The organism is Pseudonocardia sp. ICBG601 (genome assembly GCF_020496245.1).
This window is the reverse complement of the sequence record NZ_JAHLJA010000158.1, coordinates 1-20,933: the sequence shown is the minus strand read 5'-3', so window position 1 is coordinate 20,933 and position 20,933 is coordinate 1. Positions and strand designations below refer to the sequence as shown.

At 73.8% G+C, this 20,933-nt stretch carries 22 protein-coding genes and 4 pseudogenes; 13 read left to right on the top strand and 13 right to left on the bottom strand.

All coding sequences use genetic code 11. The annotated features are described in order from the left end of the window. From KPL57_RS68230 to KPL57_RS54410, 9 genes and pseudogenes are all read left to right on the top strand, one after another. Nucleotides 1-479 (top strand): proteasome accessory factor PafA2 family protein (locus KPL57_RS68230; RefSeq protein WP_264199776.1); only part of this gene is annotated, 479 nt, incomplete at its 5' end. After that, nucleotides 479-649 (top strand): annotated as a pseudogene (locus KPL57_RS68225) (proteasome accessory factor PafA2 family protein). The gene KPL57_RS68230 and the pseudogene KPL57_RS68225, both read left to right, overlap by 1 nt. Nucleotides 650-668: 19 nt before the next feature. After that, nucleotides 669-1,088: pseudogene (locus tag KPL57_RS68220) on the top strand (proteasome accessory factor PafA2 family protein); the annotation flags it as partial. Between the two features lie 85 nt (nucleotides 1,089-1,173). Further along, nucleotides 1,174-1,518, top strand: a complete 345-nt coding sequence (locus KPL57_RS68215; RefSeq protein WP_264199774.1) for a proteasome accessory factor PafA2 family protein — start codon at nucleotides 1,174-1,176, stop codon at nucleotides 1,516-1,518. A 118-nt stretch (nucleotides 1,519-1,636) separates the two neighbouring features. Continuing rightward, nucleotides 1,637-1,834 carry a ubiquitin-like protein Pup gene (locus KPL57_RS54430; protein ID WP_020626587.1) on the top strand — a complete coding sequence of 66 codons (198 nt, stop codon included), beginning with the start codon at nucleotides 1,637-1,639 and terminating at the stop codon, nucleotides 1,832-1,834. 165 nt (nucleotides 1,835-1,999) lie between these two features. Continuing rightward, the gene (gene prcB / locus KPL57_RS54425; RefSeq protein WP_226358175.1) at nucleotides 2,000-2,887 is read left to right on the top strand and encodes a proteasome subunit beta; all 888 of its coding nucleotides are present in this window, start codon (nucleotides 2,000-2,002) and stop codon (nucleotides 2,885-2,887) included. A 42-nt stretch (nucleotides 2,888-2,929) separates the two neighbouring features. Continuing rightward, on the top strand, nucleotides 2,930-3,745 hold the full coding sequence (prcA, locus tag KPL57_RS54420; protein WP_060711846.1) for a proteasome subunit alpha: 816 nt from the start codon (nucleotides 2,930-2,932) through the stop codon (nucleotides 3,743-3,745). Nucleotides 3,746-3,828: 83 nt separating this feature from the next. Further along, the gene (locus KPL57_RS54415; protein ID WP_020626590.1) at nucleotides 3,829-4,260 is read left to right on the top strand and encodes a hypothetical protein; all 432 of its coding nucleotides are present in this window, start codon (nucleotides 3,829-3,831) and stop codon (nucleotides 4,258-4,260) included. A gap of 102 nt (nucleotides 4,261-4,362) precedes the next feature. Continuing rightward, nucleotides 4,363-5,388 (top strand): LLM class flavin-dependent oxidoreductase, encoded by a 1,026-nt coding sequence (locus KPL57_RS54410; RefSeq protein ID WP_226358174.1) that lies wholly within the window; start codon nucleotides 4,363-4,365, stop codon nucleotides 5,386-5,388. A 96-nt stretch (nucleotides 5,389-5,484) separates the two neighbouring features. On the opposite strand, the gene KPL57_RS54405 is transcribed toward KPL57_RS54410, so the two are convergent. Beyond that, nucleotides 5,485-6,432 carry a LysR family transcriptional regulator gene (locus KPL57_RS54405; protein ID WP_226358173.1) on the bottom strand — a complete coding sequence of 316 codons (948 nt, stop codon included), beginning with the start codon at nucleotides 6,430-6,432 and terminating at the stop codon, nucleotides 5,485-5,487. 73 nt (nucleotides 6,433-6,505) lie between these two features. On the opposite strand from KPL57_RS54405, the gene KPL57_RS54400 reads away from it, so the two are divergent. After that, nucleotides 6,506-7,462 (top strand): DMT family transporter, encoded by a 957-nt coding sequence (locus KPL57_RS54400; RefSeq protein ID WP_226358172.1) that lies wholly within the window; start codon nucleotides 6,506-6,508, stop codon nucleotides 7,460-7,462. Between the two features lie 22 nt (nucleotides 7,463-7,484). On the opposite strand, the gene fdhD is transcribed toward KPL57_RS54400, so the two are convergent. Then, nucleotides 7,485-8,312, bottom strand: a complete 828-nt coding sequence (gene fdhD, locus KPL57_RS54395) for a formate dehydrogenase accessory sulfurtransferase FdhD (protein ID WP_226358171.1) — start codon at nucleotides 8,310-8,312, stop codon at nucleotides 7,485-7,487. A 50-nt stretch (nucleotides 8,313-8,362) separates the two neighbouring features. Between fdhD and KPL57_RS71015 the strand changes: the two genes are divergently transcribed. Further along, nucleotides 8,363-9,151, top strand: coding sequence for a molybdenum cofactor guanylyltransferase (locus KPL57_RS71015; protein ID WP_226358170.1), 789 nt, complete (start codon nucleotides 8,363-8,365; stop codon nucleotides 9,149-9,151). 514 nt (nucleotides 9,152-9,665) lie between these two features. Further along, nucleotides 9,666-10,574 carry an SDR family oxidoreductase gene (locus KPL57_RS54380; RefSeq protein ID WP_226358169.1) on the top strand — a complete coding sequence of 303 codons (909 nt, stop codon included), beginning with the start codon at nucleotides 9,666-9,668 and terminating at the stop codon, nucleotides 10,572-10,574. A gap of 4 nt (nucleotides 10,575-10,578) precedes the next feature. On the opposite strand, the gene KPL57_RS54375 is transcribed toward KPL57_RS54380, so the two are convergent. The 6 genes from KPL57_RS54375 to KPL57_RS54350 form a co-directional block, all read right to left on the bottom strand. Continuing rightward, nucleotides 10,579-11,811, bottom strand: coding sequence for an MFS transporter (locus KPL57_RS54375; protein WP_374203924.1), 1,233 nt, complete (start codon nucleotides 11,809-11,811; stop codon nucleotides 10,579-10,581). Between the two features lie 64 nt (nucleotides 11,812-11,875). Then, a complete protein-coding gene (locus KPL57_RS54370; protein ID WP_226358168.1) occupies nucleotides 11,876-12,526 on the bottom strand; it encodes a methyltransferase domain-containing protein in 651 nt (216 codons plus the stop codon). A gap of 2 nt (nucleotides 12,527-12,528) precedes the next feature. Beyond that, on the bottom strand, nucleotides 12,529-13,854 hold the full coding sequence (locus tag KPL57_RS54365; RefSeq protein WP_226358167.1) for an amidohydrolase: 1,326 nt from the start codon (nucleotides 13,852-13,854) through the stop codon (nucleotides 12,529-12,531). A gap of 17 nt (nucleotides 13,855-13,871) precedes the next feature. Beyond that, nucleotides 13,872-14,669: a transposase family protein gene (locus tag KPL57_RS54360; protein ID WP_226350737.1), complete on the bottom strand. Its 798-nt coding sequence runs from the start codon at nucleotides 14,667-14,669 to the stop codon at nucleotides 13,872-13,874. Nucleotides 14,670-14,776: 107 nt separating this feature from the next. After that, nucleotides 14,777-14,971 (bottom strand): hypothetical protein, encoded by a 195-nt coding sequence (locus KPL57_RS54355; RefSeq protein ID WP_226358166.1) that lies wholly within the window; start codon nucleotides 14,969-14,971, stop codon nucleotides 14,777-14,779. Between the two features lie 5 nt (nucleotides 14,972-14,976). Beyond that, nucleotides 14,977-16,554 (bottom strand): phosphatase PAP2 family protein, encoded by a 1,578-nt coding sequence (locus KPL57_RS54350; RefSeq protein WP_226358165.1) that lies wholly within the window; start codon nucleotides 16,552-16,554, stop codon nucleotides 14,977-14,979. A 42-nt stretch (nucleotides 16,555-16,596) separates the two neighbouring features. On the opposite strand from KPL57_RS54350, the gene pafA reads away from it, so the two are divergent. Continuing rightward, nucleotides 16,597-17,958: a Pup--protein ligase gene (pafA, locus tag KPL57_RS54345; protein ID WP_226358164.1), complete on the top strand. Its 1,362-nt coding sequence runs from the start codon at nucleotides 16,597-16,599 to the stop codon at nucleotides 17,956-17,958. Between the two features lie 44 nt (nucleotides 17,959-18,002). On the opposite strand, the gene glsA is transcribed toward pafA, so the two are convergent. From glsA to KPL57_RS54320, 5 genes and pseudogenes are all read right to left on the bottom strand, one after another. Beyond that, nucleotides 18,003-18,998: a glutaminase A gene (glsA, locus tag KPL57_RS54340; RefSeq protein WP_226358163.1), complete on the bottom strand. Its 996-nt coding sequence runs from the start codon at nucleotides 18,996-18,998 to the stop codon at nucleotides 18,003-18,005. Between the two features lie 65 nt (nucleotides 18,999-19,063). Next, entirely contained in the window at nucleotides 19,064-19,267 is a 204-nt protein-coding gene (locus tag KPL57_RS71010) for a hypothetical protein (RefSeq protein WP_226358178.1), read from the bottom strand. Nucleotides 19,268-19,303: 36 nt separating this feature from the next. Continuing rightward, nucleotides 19,304-19,465 (bottom strand): hypothetical protein, encoded by a 162-nt coding sequence (locus tag KPL57_RS71005; RefSeq protein ID WP_226358177.1) that lies wholly within the window; start codon nucleotides 19,463-19,465, stop codon nucleotides 19,304-19,306. A 65-nt stretch (nucleotides 19,466-19,530) separates the two neighbouring features. Further along, a pseudogene (locus tag KPL57_RS71000) lies at nucleotides 19,531-20,246 on the bottom strand (glutaminase); the annotation flags it as partial. A gap of 179 nt (nucleotides 20,247-20,425) precedes the next feature. After that, nucleotides 20,426-20,672: pseudogene (locus KPL57_RS54320) on the bottom strand (hypothetical protein). Nucleotides 20,673-20,933 lie beyond the last annotated feature (261 nt).

The following is a 20,933-nucleotide window of genomic DNA, read 5'->3' as shown; positions in this document are numbered from 1 at the left end:
TCATGGGCACCGAGGTGGAGTACGGCATCGCCGTGCCGGGTGACCCCACCGCGAACCCCGTCGTCACCTCGACGCAGGTGGTGCTCTCGCCTACGCCGCCGCGGCGGACGTGCCCCGCAACCGTCGGGCGCGCTGGGACTACGAGGTCGAGTCGCCGCTGCGCGACGGCCCGCGGGTTCGACCTGTCGGCGCCGTCGCTGGCGCCGCAGCTCGACACCGACCTCGACGACCTCGGTGCGGCGAACGTCATCCTCACCAACGGTGCTCGGTTCTACGTCGACCACGCCCACCCGGAGTACTCCACACCCGAGGTCCTGTCCCCGCGCGACGTCGTGACCTGGGACAAGGCCGGCGAGCGGATCATGCTGGAGGCGGCGAACCGCGCGGCCACCGTGCCGGGCGCGCCGCGGATGCAGGTCTGTACAAGAACAACGTCGACGGCAAGGGCGCCAGCTACGGCTCCCACGAGAACTACCTGATGGCCCGCTCGACGACGTTCCGTCGATCGTCACCGGGCTGACCCCGTTCTTCTGTGACCCGTCAGGTCGTCTGCGGCGCCGGCCGGGTCGGCCTGGGCCAGCAGGGCGACGAGGCCGGCTACCAGATCGCCCAGCGCTCGGACTACGTCGAGGTCGCGAGGTCGGCCTGAGACCACGCTCAAGCGCGGCATCATCAACACCCGCGACGAGCCGCACGCCGATGCCGACAAGTACCGCCGCCTGCACGTCATCATCGGCGACGCGAACCTGTCCGAGGTCGCGACGCTGCTCAAGGTCGGCACCACCGCCCTGGTCCTCGACATGATCGAGAAGGGGCGCTCGTTCGAGGACCTGCGCCTGGCCGAGCCGGTGAAGTCGGTCTCGCGGATCAGCCACGACCCGACGCTGCAGCGGACCGTCCCGCTGGCCGACGGCCGTCACCTCACCGCACTGCAGATCCAGCAGGAGTACCTGGCCCGCGCGGTCGAGCACCTGGAGCAGACGGTCTCCCCGCGCCGCGAGGAGTGGGACCCGACCACCCGCGAGGTCGTCGAGGAGTGGGAATCGGTGCTGGTCGACCTGGAGCGCGACCCGATGCTGACCGCCGACCGGCTCGACTGGACGGCCAAGCTCAAGCTGCTCGAGGCCTACCGCGAGCGCGACGGGCCTGACCTGGGCGTCGGGCCGGCTCGGGATGGTCGACCTGCAGTACTCCGACGTCCGGCTGGCGAAGGGCCTCTACAACCGGCTGGTCACCCGAGGGTCGATGCGCCGGCTGGTCACCGAGGAGCAGGTCGCCGCGGCGATGACCGAGCCGCCCGAGGACACCCGGGCCTACTTCCGCGGCACCTGCATGGGCCGGTTCCCGGTCGAGGTCGCCGCCGCGTCGTGGGACTCGGTGATCTTCGACCTGGGGCGTGAGTCCCTGGTCCGGATCCCGACGCTGGAGCCGCTGCGCGGAACCCGCAAGCACGTGGGGGAGCTGTTCGAGGCGGTGTCGACGGCCGAGGAGCTGGTCGACAAGCTCACCGCCTCCTGAGCCGTCCCGCCGGGAAGCGGATCACACGCCGCCGCGCAACAGGCGATTTTGTCGCCCCCGGTGGGTAGGGTGAGCAGGCAGGCAATTCTCTGCGAGGAGATCTGCAAGGAGGAGCGTCATGTCCCAGGAGCAGACCAAGCGCCAGGGTGGCGGCGACGGAGACGACGAGTCCGGCGAGAACGCGTCCGGATCCGGCCAGGAGCGCCGCGAGAAGCTCGGTGAGGACGTCGACACCATCCTCGACGAGATCGACGACGTGCTGGAGGAGAACGCGGAGGACTTCGTGCGGTCCTACGTGCAGAAGGGCGGTGAGTGAGCTCCACGGGGCCATTCACCGTGCCGCACCCCGGCACCAGCAGTACCGTCCCGGCCGGGTCCGCACCTGCGGGCCCGGCCGTGCCGGAAGGGCCGCCGACCCCCGCCGAGGTGGGGGAGCGGCACCCCCGGCGCACGCAGTTCGAACGAAAGGCACGTCCGAGAGATGGAGTTCCGGCCGTCGGTCACCTCCGGGCTGGTGCCCGGGCACCACACGGGTCAGCTCGGCACCTTCCTGACCGGGTCGCAGTCGTTCTCCGACTTCGTCGGCGGCGCGGCCCCGCACCTGCTCCCCGGCGCGGGCCTGGACCGGACAGCCGGTCCCGGCACCTCCGCCGACGCCCTGGGCGTCCCGCACGGCACCACGATCGTCGCGCTGCTGTTCTCCGGCGGTGTCGTGATCGCCGGTGACCGGCGCGCGACCGCGGGCAACGTGATCGCCCAGCGCGACATCGAGAAGGTGTTCGTCACCGACACCCACTCCGCGGTCGGCATCGCCGGCTCCGCGGGGATCGCGCTGGAGATGGTCCGGATGTTCTCGGTGGAACTCGAGCAGTACGAGAAGCTCGAGGGCGTCCCGCTCTCGCTGGACGGCAAGGCCAACAAGCTCGCCGGGATGGTCCGCCAGAACCTGGGCGCGGCGATGCAGGGCTTCGTCGTCGTCCCGCTGTTCGCGGGCTACGACACCCACGCCGCCGACCCGGCCCAGGCCGGCCGGATCGTCACCTTCGACCCCACCGGCGGGCGGTACGACGAGAACCTCGGCTTCCATGCCGTGGGATCGGGCTCGGTGTTCGCCAAGTCCTCGCTGAAGAAGCTGCACGACCCGGCCGCGGGCCTCGACGGCGCGGTGCGCACCGCGATCGAGGCGCTCTACGACGCCGCGGACGACGACACCGCCACCGGCGGGCCGGACACGGTGCGGCGCATCTACCCGGTGGTCGTCGGCATCACCGCCGAGGGCGCCGTGCGCCGCGACGAGGCCGAGATCGCCGCCGTCGTCGACCAGGTGATCGCCGGGCGCCGGGAGCGCCCGGGCGGACCGTCCCGCTGACCCCCTCCCCGCGCACGAAGCACGAGCCTGGAGCGCCTCCCCATGACGATGCCGTTCTACTCCTCCGTCGACCAGCTGCTGCGCGACCGTTCCGAGCTGGCCCGCAAGGGCATCTCGCGTGGCCGCAGCGTGGTCGTGCTGACCTACGCCGGTGGCGTGCTGTTCGTCGCGGAGAACCGGTCGACGGCCCTGCACAAGGTCTCCGAGATCTACGACAAGATCGGCTTCGCCGCGGTCGGCCGGTACAACGAGTTCGAGAACCTGCGCACCGGCGGGATCCGGATGGCCGACTTCCGCGGGTTCACCTACGACCGGCGCGACGTGACCGGCCGGATGCTGGCCAACGCCTATGCCCAGGCGCTGGGCACGGCGTTCGTCGAGCAGCAGAAGCCGTTCGAGGTGGAGCTGTGCGTCGCCGAGGTGGGCGTCGAGGCCTCCGGGGACCAGCTGTACCGGATCACCTACGACGGCTCGATCACCGACGAGCCGCGGTTCGTCGTCATGGGCGGGCAGACCGAGCCGATCTCGCAGAAGCTCTCCGAGACCTACGCGCACGGCCTGGAGCTGGGCGCGGCGATCGAGGTCGCGCTCGGCGGGCTGCAGGTGCCCGGGGCGGACCCGGCGTCGGCCGGCAACGGCGCGAACGCGCAGCCGCGGGTCCTGGGCGCCGAGGCGCTCGAGGTCGCGGTGCTCGACCGGACCCGCCCGCGGCGGACCTTCCGTCGTCTCGAGGGGGCGGCGCTGGCGGACCTGCTGCCGGCCGCGAACCGCGGCACCGAGGAGCCGGAGCCCGACGTGGCGGGCGGGGACGACAGCCCGGCCGCCGGCGGGGCGCTGGGTGGGGACGGGGCGTCCTGACCCGCTTCTCCGCGACCACCGCGTCCGAGGCCGTCGTCACGGCCTCGCGTGACGACGTCTGGCGCGTCCTGACCGACCCCGCCGTGCTGCCGACGTTGACGCCGCTGCTCAACCGGATCGAGGCCGACCCCGCGCGGGACGCCGCCGTCGACGGCTACGAGCTGTGGCGCTGGCACATGGTGCGGATCGCGGTGCTCGGGGTGGGCATCAAGCCGGTGTTCACCGAGCGGATGACCTTCGTCGAGGGCAAACGGATCGAGTTCACCCACGCACCGCCCGCCGGAGCCACCGAGTGGGCGGGGGCGGAGGGCTACTACGCGTTGAGCGACGCCGAGCCGGAACCGGACGGCACGCCCGCGACACATCTGGAGATCTCGCTGACCGTCGACGTCGACATGCCGCTGTCGCGGCTCGCCGCGCCGGTGGTGACCCGCACGATGAAGGCGACGATGGACGTGACCGGGGACCGGTTCGGAGCGAACCTGCTGCGTCGCCTGGGGGCCCGCGAGCGCTAGTCCTGTCCGGGGTGGTCGACCAGCACCACCACCCCGCCGTGCGGTGCCTCCGGCCCGTGGAACCCGTGGCATGATTGAGCCATCAACCAAATGGGGGACCGGATGAGCGAGATCATCTTCGGCATGGACACCTTCGGCGACGTCCCGGTGGGCGACGACGGCACGCTGCTGTCGCACCCGCAGGCCATCCGCCAGGTCGTCGACGAGGTGGTGCTCGCCGACGGGGTGGGCGTCGACGTCGTCGCGCTGGGGGAGCACCACCGCCCCGAGTACGCGATCTCCACCCCGGAGACGGTGCTCGCCGGCATCGCGACCCGGACCTCCCGGATCCGGCTGTCCTCCGGCGTCACCGTCCTCAGCTCGGACGACCCGGTGCGGGTGTACCAGCGCTTCGCCACGCTCGACGCGCTGTCCGACGGCCGCGCCGAGGTGATCGTCGGCCGCGGATCGTTCACCGAGTCCTTCCCGCTGTTCGGCTACTCCATGAACGACTACGAGCGGCTGTTCGAGGAGAAGCTCGAGCTGTTCGTGCAGCTCCTCGACGAGAAGCCGGTGACCTGGCCGGGTGGGACCCGCGCCGCGATCGACGGCATCGAGGTCTTCCCGACGACCGGCCGCCGGCTGCCCGTGTGGGTCGGCGTCGGCGGCTCCCCGGAGTCGGTGGTGCGCACCGCCCGCCACGACCTGGGCCTGATGCTGGCCATCATCGGCGGCCCCGCCGGACGGTTCGCGCCCTACGTCGACCTCTACCACCGCGCCGTCGAGCAGTTCGGGCACGCGGCGAAGCCGGTGGGCATGCACTCGCCGGGCTTCGTCGCCGACACCGACGCCGAGGCGAAGGAGATCTTCTTCGCCCCCTACAAGGCGCAGATGGACCGGATCGGCGCCCAGCGCGGCTGGCCCCCGCTGGACCGCGCCCGGTTCGAGTCCGAGGTCGCCGACGGGGCGCTGCACGTCGGGTCCCCGGAGACGGTGGCCCGCCGCATCGCCGACTCGGTGCGCTCGCTGGGCGCCCAGCGCTTCGACCTGATCTACACCGTCGGCCCGCAGCCGATCTCGGCCCGCCTCCGTGCTGTCGAGCTGTACGGCACCCGCGTGATCCCGATGGTCCGCGACATGCTCGCCTGAGCGGATCCACACCCGCTCCCGGGCAGCCACACCCATTGCGACGGGTGTGGCTGGCGGCCAGGGGGTGTGGCTGCGGGCCGGGGCGGTCAGGTGGGGTCAGGTGGGGATGATGCGGGCCGCGGCGGCGCGCAGGCCGTCGACCAGGGCGCGCAGCGCGGGCAGGTCGGCGTCGGACCCGCGGGTGGCCAGCACCAGGGAGCGGCCCGCCGCGGGCCGGCAGGGGAGCAGCCGGACGCCGTCGTCGGCGGTGACCGGGACCGGGCCGGTGCCGCCGGGGACGGCCGACCCCGCCACCGCCATGCCCGGGACCAGCGCGATCGCGAGCCGCGCGCGGACCAGCGCCAGCTGGGTGGCGAAGTCGCCGACCCGGTAGCGGATGTCCGGCTCGAACCCGACACCGCGCAGCAGCTGCAGCAGCGCCGCGTAGGGCTCGGTGCCGACCGGGCCGGAGGTCCACACCCGCCCGGCCAGGGTGCGCAGCGGCACCGGGTCGGGACCGGTGAGCGGGTCGTCGGCGGGGACGGCGAGCATCGCGGGCTCGGTGGCCAGTGCGGTCACCCGGATCCCGGCGGGCAGCCGGGCCGGGGCCTGCGTCCAGCTCTCCATGAGCACCGCGTCCAGGTCGCGGGACTGCAGGGCGGGCAGCAGGTCGACGACCTCGCCGTCGTCGACGGTGGGGACCAGCCGGGGGTGTGCGGCGGCCAGTCCGTCGATGACCTCGGGCAGCAGCGTGCGCAGCGCGCTCGCGACCGAGCCGATCCGCAGCGGTCCTGCGGCGTAGTCGTGCAGCGCGGCGAGGTCGCGCTCGGCACCGGCGACGGTCGCCGCCGCGGCGGCCGCGTGCCCGGCCAGCACGTGTCCGGCGGCGGTGAGCCGGATGCCGCGCCCGTCCGGTTCGACGAGCCGGGTGCCGGTCTCGCGTTCGAGCTTGCGCAGCTGCTGGGTCACCGCCGGCCCGGTGATGTGCAGTGCGGCCGCGGCGGCGCCGACCGAGCCGTGCTCGGCGACGGCGTCGAACACGCGCAGCCGGTCCCAGGAGATCACATAGCAGAGCTTAGCGGTATCGGGTAGGAACAATCATTGGATCTTCGCGGTGCCGAGAGGGATCGTGGATCACGTGAACGCACGCACCGCCCGCGACCCGCACTCCGCCCTGCTCCTGCTCGCCGGCGCCTCCGTCCTGGCCTGGACCGGCATCCTCGTCGCGATGGCGGGTACCGACCCGGCGACGGCGTCGTTCTGGCGGTGCGTGCTCGCCCTGGTCGTGCTGGGTCCGTGGGCACTGGCCGAGTACCGGCGGGTGGGCGGGCTCCCGCTCGCGACGGTCGGCACCTCGCTGCTGTCCGGGGTCTTCCTGGGTGCGGACTTCCTGCTCTGGACCCACGCGGTGCTCGACGCGGGCGCCGGGATCGCGAACGTCGTGCTCAACATCCAGGTGCTGGCGCTGCCGCTGATCGCCTGGATCGTCGCGGGCGAGCGGGTCCCGCGCAGGCTGGTGTACGCCGCGCCGCTGCTGCTGGGCGGCATCGCCCTGGCCGGCGGGGTGCTCGGCGCCGGCGTCGGGGGGCCGGAACCGGTGCGTGGCGCGGTGCTCGGCACCCTCGCCGGGATCGCCTACGCCGGCTTCCTGCACCTGAACCGCTCGGTGTCGCGGCGCCGGCCGCGCCACCTGGTGACCCCGGTCGCGCTGGCGACCGTCGGGGCCGGGCTGACCTGCGGGCTCGTCGGCGTCGCCGGGGGCGGGATCGCGGTCGCACTGTCCGCGACGACATGGGCCTGGCTGATCGTGCTGGCCCTGACCGGGCAGGTGGTCTCCTGGGTGCTGATCGGCCGCGGCTCGGCCGGGCTGGCGCCGGGCACCGCGGGCGCACTGCTGCTGGTGCACCCGGTGCTGTCGGTGGTGCTCGGCATGCTGGTGCTCGGGGAGACCCTCACCGGCTGGCAGGCCGCGGGCTGCGCGTTGGTCGTCGCCACCGTCGCCGCACTGGTCGGCCCGGCCGGGACCGCGGGGCGGCTGCGCCGGGTGGTGGACCGGCACGAGCGGGCCTGGGCCACGCTCACTCCGCGCGTCTGACCACCGCCGGGCGCGGCGGCACTCACAGGTCGATGCGCTCGGCCCCGGTGTAGACGTTGCCGGTGTCGCCGCGCAGGAACCCGACCAGGGTCATCCCCGACTCCTCGGCCAGCTCCACCGCCAGCGACGACGGCGCCGACACGGCCGCGAGCATCGGCACCCCGGCCATCACGGCTTTCTGCACGAGCTCGAACGACGCCCGCCCGGACACCATCAGCACGGTGCCCGCCGCGGGCACCCGGCCGTCCATCACCATCCGGCCCAGCACCTTGTCCACCGCGTTGTGCCGGCCCACGTCCTCACGGGCGGCGAGCAGGCCACCGTCGGCGTCGAACAGGGCGGCGGCGTGCAGCCCACCGGTGGAGCCGAACACCTTCTGGTGCGCGCGCAGCCGGTCGGGCAGCTCCAGCAGCAGCTCCCGGCCGATCCGCAGCGGGTCCGCGGCCGGGGAGTGCCGGGTCTTGAGCTTCACCGCGTCCAGGGAGGCCTTCCCGCACACCCCGCACGACGAGGTCGTGTAGAAGTTGCGCTCCACCGACACGTCCGGCGGAGCGACGCCCTCGGCCAGGTCGACGTCGAGCACGTTGTAGGTGTTGCGGCCCTGCTCGTCGACGGAGTTGCAGTAGCGGGCCCCGGCCAGGTCCAGCCCGGAGCCGATCACACCCTCGGTCAGAAGGAACCCGTGCGCGAGTTCCACGTCGTGGCCGGGGGTGCGCATCGTGACCGTCAGCGCCTTCCCCCCGACGCGCAGCTCCAGCGGCTCCTCGGCGACGAGGGTGTCCGGCCGCGAGCGGGTGCTGCCGTCCGCGTTCAGGTGCAGCACCGGGCGCCGCACGGTGAGCCGTCCCATTCCGATCCCCTCCCGCTGTCGACCCCCAGGGTAGGAGGAGGATCGGCGGCGTGCGCGGGTACGGGGGTCGGCGGCCGGGGGCGGGGATCGTGCCGGCGGGCGGTGCCTCGTCGCGGATGGGGACGGCGAAGGCGTCGCTGGACTGGCACGGGGCGGCGCTGCTGACCCGCACCGTCGCCGTCCTGGGCCGGGCGGTGGACGGGCCGCTGGTCGTGGTCCGCGCCGCCGGGCAGGATCTGCCGGAGCTCCCGCCGGGCACCGAGGTCGTCGACGACCCGGTGCCGGGCCTCGGCCCGCTGCCCGCGATCGGTGCCGGGCTCGCCGCCGTCTCGGGCCGGGCGCAGGTGGCGTTCGTCGCGTCGGTCGACCTGCCGCTGCTGCATCCCGCGTTCGTCGCCCGGGTGCTGGACCTGCGCGGGGACCACGACGTCGCGCTGCCCGAGGCGTTCGGGCACCACCAGCCGCTCGCCGCCGCCTACGCCACCACGCTCGCCCCGGTGATCGACGGGCTGACCGCGGCCGGGCAGGGGCGCCCGCCGTCGCTGTTCGAGCGGGTCTCGGTCCGCCGGATCGGCGAGCAGACCCTGCGCAGCGACCCGGTGCTGGCCCGCCTCGACCCGGACCTGGCGTCGCTGACCAACGTCAACACCCCCGGCGAGCTCGCCGCCGCCCGGGACCGGCCGCTGCCGGCGGTGCGGCTGCACGAGGGGGACCGGGGCCGCACCGTCCGCGCCCGCACGGCGGGGGAGCTGGGACGTCCGGTGGCGATGTCCGGCGGGACGGAGCCGCTGCCGTCGTGGTTCCCGCTGGTGACCGGCGACGAGCTCGACGGTCTCTGACGCGCCCTGGCTTCCCCGGGGTGCGGGGAGCCGGTGACACGCCCGCACCCGGCGGGCCCTCCAGACAGGTGTCCAGTATCCGGGCCAGCGCCTCCTTCCACTCGCGGCCGCGTCGGCGGGACTCGGGGTCCAGCAGGTCCTCGCGCAGCACGAGCAGCGCGTCGGCGTAGCTGTCGATGCCCCCGTACTGCGCGGAGAGCCCGACCAGGAAGGCGACGGCCCCCTCCGGCCCGGGCGCGTCGGCCTCGCCGAGCTCGGCGGTCCGCCACTCCAGCTGGTCCCAGGCGTGCATCAGCACCCGGTGCAGGAGCTCGGCCTTCCCGCCGAAGCGCTGCACCAGGGTGGCCGGGGCCAGACCGCTGACCTCGGCGAGCGCCGCGAACGTCAGCGCCTGGGCGCAGCCGGTGTGCAGGACGCCGAGGGCGAGGTCGAGGACGTCCGCGTCGGGGACCTGCTTGCGCCGGGGCATGACGCCAGCTTATATGAACGAACACTCGTTTACATAAGGAGGACCATGGACCTCACCGGACGCATCGCTCTGGTGGCCGGCGCGACCCGCGGCGCGGGCCGTGGCATCGCCGTCGAGCTGGGCGCCGCGGGCGCGGTCGTCTACTGCACCGGGCGCACCACCCGCGACCGTCGGTCCGAGTACGACCGCCCGGAGACGATCGAGGACACCGCCGACCTGGTCACCGCCGCGGGCGGGACCGGCATCGCGGTGCCGACCGACCACCTCGACCCCGCGGCGGTCGCCACGCTGGTGGCGCGCGTCGAGCGCGACCACGGCCGGCTCGACGTGCTGGTCAACGACATCTGGGGCGGCGAGATGATGGTGGAGTGGGACACCCCGGTCTGGGAGCACGACCTGGACAACGGGCTGCGCACCCTGCGCCTGGCGATCGACACCCACCTCGTCACCGCCCACCACGCGCTGCGGCTGCTCTCCCGGACCCCGGGTGGGCTCGTCGTCGAGATCACCGACGGCACCGACGCCTACAACGCCGAGAACTACCGGCTCAACGTCTTCTACGACCTGGCCAAGATCGCACCGATCCGGCTGGCCCGGTCCTGGGCGCACGAGCTGCGCGGGCACGGCGGAACGGCCGTCGCGGTCACCCCGGGCTGGCTGCGCTCGGAGATCATGCTGGAGCACTACGGGGTCACCGCCGACACCTGGCGCGACGCGTGCGCGGCCCAGCCGCACTTCGCGATCTCGGAGACACCGCGGTTCGTCGGCCGTGGCATCGCCGCGCTGGCCGCCGACCCCGACCGGCACCGCTGGAACGGCCGCTCCACCTCCTCGGGGGAGCTCGGCCGGGTCTACGGCGTCGACGACGTCGACGGGTCCCGCCCCGACGCCTGGCGCTACGTCACCGAGGTTCAGGACGCGGGTCTGCCCGCCGACACGACGGGCTACCGGTGACGGCTCACCTCGGGCTCCGGGGGTCACGACGGTCGAGCACCAGCAGCGCCGCCAGCGCCAGCAGCGCGAGCACCGCGACCGCCACACAGAACACGATGCCCGCGGTCCGCAGCCCCCACGCCTGGCTCGCCGCCCCCAGCCCGACCACCGGCAGCGAGATCGCGACGTAGAGCACCACGAAGTACGACGACGTCGTCCCCGCCCGCTGGTGGGCCTCCACCCGCGCGTTCACCGCGGCCAGGCCCTTGGAGAACGTCATCCCCTGACCGACGCCCGCGACCACCGCGCCGACGACCAGCTCCACCATCGAGCCCCGCGCCACCGACACCGCGACGAGCGCCGCCCCGGCCGCCAGCAGCACACAGCCCAGGTGCAGGATCCGCCCGGTCGGCGCGGTGCGGACCGCGAGCTGGGCGAGCACCGAGGCGCCCAGCAGCAGCAGCGACATCGCCCCGGCGACGGCGTGGCTCGGGTTCCCGATCAGCTCGGACACGATCCGCGGGGACAGCGCGGTGAACAGGCCCAGCACCGCGAACCCGGCGACCCCGGCCGTCGCGGCGACCCCGAACACCGCGCGCACCGCAGGCGGGACCTCGGGGCGCTGGGGCCGCAGCACCGGGCGCGCGGGCAGGTCGGTCACGGTCTCCGGTGCGCCCAGCACGAGCAGCCCGCACAGCGCGACGGCGACGGCGTGCACCGCGAAGGACAGGTGCAGCGGCGCCGGCAGGTACTCCACGGCCACCCCGGCGAGCGCCGCGCCCAGCCCGAGCCCGCCGATGTTCGCGACGGTCGCGACCGCGGCCCCGCGTTCCCGCCAGGACTCCGGCGCGGCCTCGATGACCGCGGCGGTCGCCGCCCCGGCGAAGATGCCGGCGGAGAAGCCGGACAGCAGCCGTCCGACCAGCAGCACCCACACCGGGCCCGCCACCAGGAACACCAGGCTCGACGCGAGCGACAGCGCCACCCCCGCCAGCAGCATCGGCCGCCGTCCCAGCTGGTCCGACCACCGTCCGGTGACCAGCAGCGCGGCGAGCACCCCGACCGCGTAGACGGCGAAGATCACCGTCTGGACGGTGGCGGAGAACCCGAGCTCGCGCTGGTAGAGCGCATACATCGGGGTCGGCATCGTCGCCCCGAGCATGACCACGGCGAACGTCACGGCCAGGCCGGCGAAGGCGGCGGCCCGAGGCAGTCGGAGGATGGCGGAACCCCTTCCGGAGGTCGTTGCGCGGCGCACCGCTGATCATCGCAGCCGGTCGGTGCGACGGCATCCGCAGCGCCCGACACCCCCCGCCGCACGGTCAGGGACGGCGCAGGACGTGCAGGTCCACCCCGTCGGGCAGCGGCCGGGTCGTGACGGTCCAGACCTCCCGGGCCGCGGCGAGCCAGCGCGGCGTCTCGGGACGGCCCGGATCGGCGAGCCACACCTGCCCGTCGGGGGCGGTCACCCGCGGCAGCAGCGCGGCGAGCGCGTCGGCGGCGGCCACGCCGTAGAGCACGTCGGCGGCCAGCACCAGGTCCCAGCGCGCGCCGCCGTCGCCCGCCCGGTCGAACGGGACCGCCGCGGTGCCCACCGCCAGCCCGCACCGGCGGGCCGACGCCGCGACCCAGGCGACGGCGGCGGCCGACCGGTCGATGGCGAGCACCGTCCCGGCCCCGGCACGGGCCGCGGCCAGCGACGGCAGCCCCAGCCCGCACCCCAGCTCCAGCACCCGACGCCCGGCGAGCCGCTCCGGACCGGCATCGTCGACCGCGTGCGCCAGCGCCCGGCCCGATGGCCAGAGTCGCGCCCAGTGGGGCGGGTGCAGCTCCTCGCTGGCACCGGGCCCCGGCACCGGCTCGAACGCCACGACGTCCGGGTCGGCCGGGCGCAGCACCGTCAACGTTCCGGACGGCAGCGCGACCTCCTCCAGCACCCCCGGCCCGGACGGCCCTGCGACCCGTCGGTGCACCCTCAGACCCCCGAGCGGTGCGTCCAGCGCCCCCCGACCAGCGTCCCGGCCACCGGCATGGCGCGCAGCACCGCCGGCGCGCAGGAGGTGGGGTCGGCCTCGGTGAGCACGAGGTCGGCCCGGGCGCCGACGGTGACCGCCGCGGTCGCGCCGTCGACCACCCCGAACGACGCGCCGAGCGCGGTCGCCCGGTCGATCTCCTGCTCGGGGTGCCAGCGGTCCCGGTCGTCGGCGGTGCGGTGCACGGCCGCGGCGAGCGCAATCCACGGGTCCAGCGGCGCGACCGGGGCGTCCGAGCCGAGCGCGAGGCGGGCTCCGGCGCGGTGCAGCGACGCGAACGCGAACGCCCGGTCGGTGCGGCCCGCCCAGAGCCGGTCGGCGACGTCGCGGTCGTCGAGGGCGTGCTCGGGCTGCACGCTCGCGACCAGGCCGAGACCCGCGAAGCGGGGGACGTCGTCGCCGGTCAGCAGCTGGGCGTGCTCGACCCGCCCGCGGGCCCCGGTCGCGGCGAACGCGTCGAGGACCAGGGTGTTGGCGTGGTCGCCGATGGCGTGCAGGGCCGCGGTGAGCCCGCCCGCGTGCGCCCGGGCCAGCAGCGGGCGCAGCTCGTCCGGCGGCACCAGCAGCAGCCCGCACGGGTGCTCCAGGGGGTTCTCCGGCGGTGCGGGGTAGGGGTCGTAGCAGTAGGCGGTGCGGGTGTTGAGCGACCCGTCGGTGATCACCTTCAGCGGCCCCGCGGTGAGCAGCCCGCCGGTGCCCTCGACGACGTCGCCGGTGCGCAGCCCGGTGGCCCGGGCGTCGTCGAGGCGGTCGGGCCACACCGATGCCTCGACCCGCAGCCCGGTCGTGCCGCCGGCGATCCGGCGTCGCCAGTCCGGCAGCGACCACGGCGCCTCGAAGTCGACGACGCCGACCACCCCGCGTGCCGAGGCCGCGGACGCGGCGTCGGCGACGAACCCGTCGAGGGCCCCGGTCGGCGCGTCCTGGAGCGCGGGGGAGACGACGGCGAAGAACTCCGACTCCCGGATCCGGCCGGTCGGGTGCCCGTCGTGCCCGAAGCGGGCCAGCGCGGCGCCGTTGAGCCAGCCCTGGTGCAGGTCCCCGGACACGAGCACGACGGGGGTGTCACCGGTGACCGGGTCGAGCAGCGAGCGGTGCGCCTCGTCGGGCCACAGCGCGTCGCGGAACCCGAACCCGACCAGCACCTCACCGGCGGCCGGTGGCGCGGTCGCCAGCCGCCGTGCGACGAGCGCCACGGCGGCGGCGGCCGAGCGGGCGCCGGACACGTCCAGCCTGCGGCGGGCCAGCGCCCACTGAGCCTTTTTCAACCTGACGTTTGTGCTGGTCAGGTAGCTGTGATCATGAGGGTCTGGACCGCGGCGACGAGCTGGGTGGCCTGGTTGGGGCTGGAGCGGATCTTGCGGAGGATCTTCCAGTTCTTCAGCTCGGCGTTGACCCGTTCACCGGGTGCCCGTCGTCGGGCGTGGGCGGCGTTGACCGCTTTCTGATTCGCTGACAGGGGCCGGTACCGGCCGGTGTCGAGGTCGCGGCGGCGGCGTCGGTGGGGGACGGTGATCGCGGGCCCGCCGCCTTGGTAGGCGGTGTCAGCGATCGCCCGCACCCCGGCGGTGTTGACCGCGTCGATGATCCCGTGGGCGCGGGCGGCACCCATGTCGTGCCGGGCTCCGGGTAGCGGTGGGGAGATCCACACCAGCCTGCCGACGGGGTCGGCGATGACCTGCACGTTCAGGCCGTGGCACTTGTGTTTGCCGGAGTAGAACGCCCGGTCGTAGCCGGATGTCATGCCGACCCGGTCGATACGCAGCAGCGTGCCGTCCAGGATCACGAACGCCTTCCCAGCGGCGACGGTGATGGCCTGTTCCAGGGTCGGGGCGAGCGCGGCGAGCAGACCGATCGCCTCGGTCAGGTACCGGTACACCGTCGCGGTGCTCACCGCGAACCCGCAGGCCAGGGCAGCGTAGGTCTCGCCCTTACGCAGGTAGGCGAGCACCAGCAAGGCCTGCCGACCGGCTGAGAGCCGGCGCCAGCGTGTTCCACGCTGACGCCGATGCCCCCGGAGAAGATCAGCAAGATCACGGACGCTACGGCTGGACACGTTCATCCCGGATGGGTAGGACAGCACACGGGGCTCCTGGCAGACGACGGTTCGACACCCATCCGTCTACCAGGAGCCCCACCCCGGCCGGCCTTCACGCCCCTGACCAGCACAAACGTCAGGTTGAAAAAGGCTCACTGGGCCATGTGCACGTAGTGGTCCCACAACCCCGGCAGCAGCGCCCGCCCGTCGCACTCGACGACCTCGGCGCCGCCCGGGTCGAGCCCGGCGCCCACGGCGCGCACCCGGCCCCCGTCCAGGAGCACGTCGACCGGATCGCCCAGGCCGTCGCAGCCGGGCCGCAGCGGGCGGACCGAGCGCAGCAGCACGGGTCTCACCCCTGGAACGGGCGGTCCCGCCCGGTCCAGCGCTCCTCGTCGCGGCGGTAGACCGGGATCGGCTTCTCGGCGAGCCGGAAGGTGTAGCGCCCGGCCTCCTCGACGACCTCGCCGTCGGTGGCCAGCATGCTCGGCTCCAGCAGCTCGACGTCGAGGCTGGGCACCTCCCGCTGGTGGTAGACCCGGCTGTGCCCCAGGGCGCCCAGGATCAGCGCGATCACGACCCGCAGCCGGGAGAACCGCACGTCGGCACGCAGCCAGCGCACGTCGAGCAGGCCCGAGTCCAGCGTCGGCCGCCACGCCGGGACCGCGCCGCGCGGGTAGTACGGGCCGTTCCCGACGAACAGGAACCACACCTTGTACCAGCGGCCCTCGATCTTCACGCTGATCTTCTCCGAGCGCTGCAGCACAGTGATCAGCGCCGCGGCGAACGCCGGCCACTTGCCGTAACGCGGCTGCCACTGCTCCCGCAGCCGCACCAGCTCCGGGTAGGAGCCGATCGAGGCGGTGTTGATGAAGTAGCGGGTGCGGGTGACCGAGATGTCCTCGGGGTCGTCGAGCCGGCCCGGGTGGGCCTCGACCAGCGCCAGGTCGACCGCGACGGCCTCCCCGGCCTGGGTGGCGTCGACGGCCTCCTGGGTGTCGTAGACGCCGACGTCGCGCGCGAAGTGGTTCAACGTCCCGCCCGGCACGACGACCAGCGGCAGCCCGTGCCGGTCCGCGACCGCGGCGGCGGTGGCGACGGTGCCGTCCCCGCCCGCGACACCCACGGCGCGCACCCACTGCCCGCGCTCGGCCAGCGCGTCCTCCAGCATGTCCTCGACCTTCACCCCGTCCCCGACCACCAGGTGGTGCGCCGCGGGCAGCCGCTCCCGGACCTCCTCGGACACGTCGGTGTCGGGCGGCCCGGAGAACGGGTTCGACACGATGACCAGGCCCTCGCCCTGCGGCAACGCCGGCACGGTGTCGATCGGGCGGGCGCGGGCCTCGTCGCTGGGGCGCACCGGCCACCAGCGGTTCGTCAGCTTCGCCACGCCGGTGCCGATCGCCGCGCCGACGAGCACGTCGGAGGTCCAGTGCACCCCCACGTGCACCCGTGACCAGCCCACCAGCGCCGCCAGCGGCACCACGACCGGTGCGGCCCGGCGGTTCTCCATCACCACCGCCGTCGCGAACGCCGCGGCCGAGGCGGCGTGCCCCGACGGGAACGACGACGACGACGGCGGGTCGGCCACCGTCCGGTAGGCCGGCAGCTCGGCCGCGGCCGGGCGCCGGCGCGGCAACAACGGCTTGAGCAGCGCGTTCGCGGTGAAGCTGGTCAGCGCGATGGACGCGATCCCGCGCATCGCCGCCTTGCGCCCGGCTCCCCGGCGCACCGACAGCACCGCGGCGATCGCGAACCACAGCACGCTGTGGTCGGCGGTGCGGGTCAGCCGCCGCAGCGAGGTGTCCACCCGGCTCGGTGGACGGCTCGAGATGAACTCGGTGACCGCCCGGTCGGCCCGGGACACCGAGTCCGCCCCGCGGTCCAGTCGACGGGACCTGCGGGCGACGCGTTCGAACCATCCACTCACAGTCGTGACAGTAGAGGGGGTCGGGCGCCTACCCTGAACGGCATGCAGCGTCGGATCTTCGGGGTCGAGACGGAGTTCGGTGTCACGTGCACCTTCCACGGGCAGCGCCGGCTGTCCCCGGACGAGGTGGCGCGCTACCTCTTCCGTCGGGTGGTGTCGTGGGGCCGGTCCTCCAACGTCTTCCTCCGCAACGGTGCCCGTCTCTACCTCGACGTCGGGTCGCACCCCGAGTACGCCACGGCGGAATGCGACTCCCTGACCCAGCTGGTGTCCCACGACAAGGCCGGTGAACGGATCCTCGAGGACCTCCTCGTCGACGCGGAACGACGGCTGGTCGACGAGGGCATCGGCGGCGACATCTACCTGTTCAAGAACAACACCGACTCCGCGGGCAACTCCTACGGCTGCCACGAGAACTACCTCGTCGCGCGGCAGGGCGAGTTCTCCCGGATCGCCGACGTGCTCCTGCCGTTCCTGGTCACCCGCCAGCTCATCTGCGGTGCCGGGAAGGTCCTGCAGACCCCGCGCGGCGCGGTCTACTGCCTGTCCCAGCGCGCCGAGCACATCTGGGAGGGCGTCTCCTCCGCGACGACCCGGTCCCGGCCGATCATCAACACCCGCGACGAGCCGCACGCCGACGCCGAGCGCTACCGGCGGCTGCACGTGATCGTCGGGGACTCGAACATGTCCGAGGTGACGACCCTGCTCAAGGTCGGGTCGGCCACCCTGGTGCTGGAGATGATCGAGGCCGGCGTCCAGTTCCGGGACTTCACCCTGGACAACCCGATCCGCGCGATCCGCGAGATCAGCCACGACCTCACCGGGCGCCGCCCGGTGCGGATGGCCGGTGGCCGGGAGGCCTCGGCGCTGGACATCCAGCGCGAGTACCACGCCCGCGCCGTCGAGTACCTGGAGGCGACCGGGCACCCGGACCCGGCGATGGCGCGCGTCGTCGAGCTGTGGGGGCGCACGCTGGACGCCATCGAGTCCCAGGACCTGTCGAAGATCGACCGCGAGATCGACTGGGCGATCAAGCACCGGCTGGTGGAGCGCTACCGGGCCAAGCACGATCTGGACCTGTCCAGCGCCCGGGTCGCCCAGCTCGACCTGGCCTACCACGACGTCCGCCGCGGCCGCGGCCTGTTCGACATGCTGCAGCGCAAGGCGCTGGTCGACCGGGTCACCGACGACGGCGAGATCGAGGCCGCGAAGGACACCCCGCCGCAGTCGACCCGGGCGAAGCTGCGCGGTGACTTCATCGCCGCGGCCCAGCCCGCCGGGCGGGACTTCACCGTCGACTGGGTGCACCTGAAGCTGAACGACCAGGCCCAGCGCACCGTGCTGTGCAAGGACCCGTTCCGCGCCGTCGACGAGCGGGTGGACCGCCTGATCGCCTCGCTCTGACCGCCGCCCCCGGGGTGGGAGTGCACCCGCCCCGGGGCCACGGCTCAGTCCGGCTGGGCGATCCGGCCGAACCGCGACTCCTGCGGGTCGGCGAACACGTGCAGCCCGAACCGCGACGACAGCTCCCGGCAGACCGCGACCCCGCGCACCGAGTTGCCGTGCCTGTCCAGGCCGGGGGAGTACACGCCGAGCCCGAACCAGCGCGGCAGTACACCCATGATCCCGCCGGACACCCCGCTCTTGGCCGGGATGCCGACGTCGTGCGCCCACTCGCCCGCGGCGTCGTACATGCCGCACATGCTCATCACGCTGATCACCGTGCGCAGGTGCTCGCGGGACAGCGCCCGCTCACCGGTCAGCGGGTTGACCCCGCCGTGCGCGAGCGTCGCGCCCATCACCGACAGCTCCGGCGCGGTGACCGTGATCGAGCAGGCGTCGAGGTAGACGTAGAGGGTGTCGTCGATGTCGCCGTGCAGCATCCCCAGGCTCCGCATGAGGTAGCTGAGCCCGAGGTTGCGGTCGTTGGAGACGAGCTGCTCGTCGAGGACGTCCTGGTCGATCTCCAGCGACGGGTTGCCGGTGTAGACGCGGTTGCGCTCCAGCAGCCGCCCGGCCCGCTCCTCCTTCGTCGCTCCCTGCACCATGTTCGCCGCGACCAGCGCCCCGGCGTTGATCATCGGGTTGAACGGGCGGTGGTGCACCTGGTCGAAGGTGATGGAGTTGAACGGGTCCCCGGAGGGCTCCACGCCGATCCGGCGCAGCGTCTCGGCCAGGCCGTTGTCCTCCAGCGCGAGCCCGTAGGTGAAGACCTTCGAGATCGAGTGCAGTGGGAAGCGGACCTCGCAGTCGCCGACCTGCCACTGCGTGCCGTCGACGTTCGTGCCGGCCAGGCCGAACTCCTCGGCCCGGGCCTCCATCTCCGGCGGGTAGTAGCTGACGACCTCCTCGCCGGGCAGCAGGATGCCGCTCCCCGCGGTGCAGGTGCTGCGGAGCTCCTCGAACTGCTGCTGGACCAGTTCACGCTCGGCCTGGGCGACCATCGGTGTCCCTTTCGTCGGGGGTGTCCGGGCGCACCGTACCGACGGCGACGGGCCCGGCCGCGGGCTCAGCTGTCGCGCCGGGTGGACCAGGGGGCCCACCGACGGTCGTTCGGGCCTGCCGCGCCGAGGTCCTCCTCGTCCTCCGTCGCGGCCCACGACTCGCCGGAGGACGACCCGCCCGCGTAGGGGCCGAGGGCGTGGCCGTGCCACATGCGGTCGGCACGGCGGACCCGCCACTCCCGGAAGGCCCCCGCCGGGATCGCCCCCACGGTTTCCGTTCGCCGGGGCGACGGCCCGCGCCCCGGTCAGGGCGCCTCGCCGATCCCGTCGGGCAGCCAGCCGTCGCCGGAGGGGTACATCTCGGTGGTCTCCTCGCGCCGGCCCGGGCGCACGATCCGGCCCAGCCGCGACTCCGACGGGTCGGCGAACACGTGCAGCCCGAACCGGTCGGACAGCTCCCGGCACACCGCGACCCCGCGGACCGAGTTGCCGTGCGGTCCAGCCCGGGTGAGTAGACACCGACCCCGATCGCGTCCGGGATCGCCGCCAGGATCGCCCCGGAGACGCTGGACTTGGCCGGGATGCCGACCTCGTAGGCCCACTGTCCGGCGGCGTCGTACATGCCGCACATGCTCATCACGCTCAGCACGTCCCGGGTGTAGGTGCGGGGCAGCGCGGGCACCCCGGTGAACGGGTTCGCCCCGCCCGGGCCAGGGTCGCCGCCATCGTCGACAGCTCGCTCGCGGTGACCGTGACCGAGCAGGCCGCCAGGTAAACGTAGAGGTTGTCCTCGATGTTGCCGTGCAGCATCCCCAGGCTGCGCATCAGGTAGGACAGCGCGACGTTGCGGTCGTTGGAGACCAGCTGCTCGGCGAGGACGTCCTCGTCGACGGCCAGGTCGGGGTTGCCCGCGTAGATCCGCAGCCGGGTCAGCAGCCGCTCGACCTTCTCCTCCCGCGTCGCGCCGTGCACCAGGTTCACCGCGACCAGCGCCCCCGCGTTGATCATCGGGTTGAACGGGCGGTGGTTGACCTCGTCGAAGCTGATCGAGTTGAACGGGTCCCCGGACGGCTCGACCCCGACCCGTAGCAGGACCTCCTCGCGGCCGTTGTCCTCCAGCGCCAGGCCGTAGGTGAACACCTTCGAGATGGAGTGCAGCGGGAAGCGGACCCCGGCGTCGCCGACCTCCCACTGGGTGCCCTCGATGTCGGTGTCGGCCAGCCCGAACAGGTGCGACCGCTCGGCCATCGCCGGCGGGTAGTAGGCGACGACCCGCCCGTCGGGCACCCCACCGGGGCCCCCGATCGCCGCGTGCAGCTCCTCGAGCTGCCGCTGCACGATCGCGCGCTCGGTCTGCTGCTCCATCGGCGCCCCTCCCCGCGGACCGGTCCGTCCGTGCGGAGCGCAAACTAGATCACCGGGCGCGGTCACTCGATCCCGGGCATGATCCGGCGCCGCAGCTCGGCCAGCTCGTCCTGGACCTCCGGGTCGGCCGGACCCGCCTTCTCCGGTGCCGGTGCGATCCCCATGGACCGCAGCAGCCCGGTCGCGGGCCGCGGCCGGGTCCCCGGTCTCCCCGAGCACCGGGCGCAGGCCCTGGTCGGCCAGGTGGTGGAACACCAGGTTCACCACGGTCCACGGGTTGTAGGTCTCCTGCTCGCGGACATGCGCCACCTCCACGTGCCGGTACGGCCGCGGCGCCGCACCCGGGGACGAGCCTTTTGCCGTGCGCGGGCCGTCGTCAACGACCCTGTCGCAGGATGAGAACCACCGGTCAGCGGTGACCGGTACCCGGCGCGGTCCCGGGTGCCCGCGGCCCGGGGCGCCCGATCCGCCCCGTCCGGCCTGCTACGATGCCCGTCGTGTCCTCCGCCCGCGCCGAGCGGACTAGTCAACCTGGTGCTCTGCCTGATGTCGACGCGCCAGTACCTGTCC

Excerpts from the sequence above, each read along its gene's own strand:
- glsA (WP_226358163.1), bottom strand. The coding sequence starts at position 18,998 with ATGGTCGCCCAGGCCGAGCGTGAACTGGTCCAGCAGCAGTTCGAGGAG.
- KPL57_RS54410 (WP_226358174.1), top strand. The coding sequence starts at position 4,363 with ATGAGCGAGATCATCTTCGGCATGGACACCTTCGGCGACGTCCCGGTG.
- prcA (WP_060711846.1), top strand. The coding sequence starts at position 2,930 with ATGACGATGCCGTTCTACTCCTCCGTCGACCAGCTGCTGCGCGACCGT.
- fdhD (WP_226358171.1), bottom strand. The coding sequence starts at position 8,312 with ATGGGACGGCTCACCGTGCGGCGCCCGGTGCTGCACCTGAACGCGGAC.
- prcB (WP_226358175.1), top strand. The coding sequence starts at position 2,000 with ATGGAGTTCCGGCCGTCGGTCACCTCCGGGCTGGTGCCCGGGCACCAC.
- KPL57_RS68215 (WP_264199774.1), top strand. The coding sequence starts at position 1,174 with ATGGTCGACCTGCAGTACTCCGACGTCCGGCTGGCGAAGGGCCTCTAC.
- KPL57_RS54380 (WP_226358169.1), top strand. The coding sequence starts at position 9,666 with ATGGACCTCACCGGACGCATCGCTCTGGTGGCCGGCGCGACCCGCGGC.
- KPL57_RS54430 (WP_020626587.1), top strand. The coding sequence starts at position 1,637 with ATGTCCCAGGAGCAGACCAAGCGCCAGGGTGGCGGCGACGGAGACGAC.
- pafA (WP_226358164.1), top strand. The coding sequence starts at position 16,597 with ATGCAGCGTCGGATCTTCGGGGTCGAGACGGAGTTCGGTGTCACGTGC.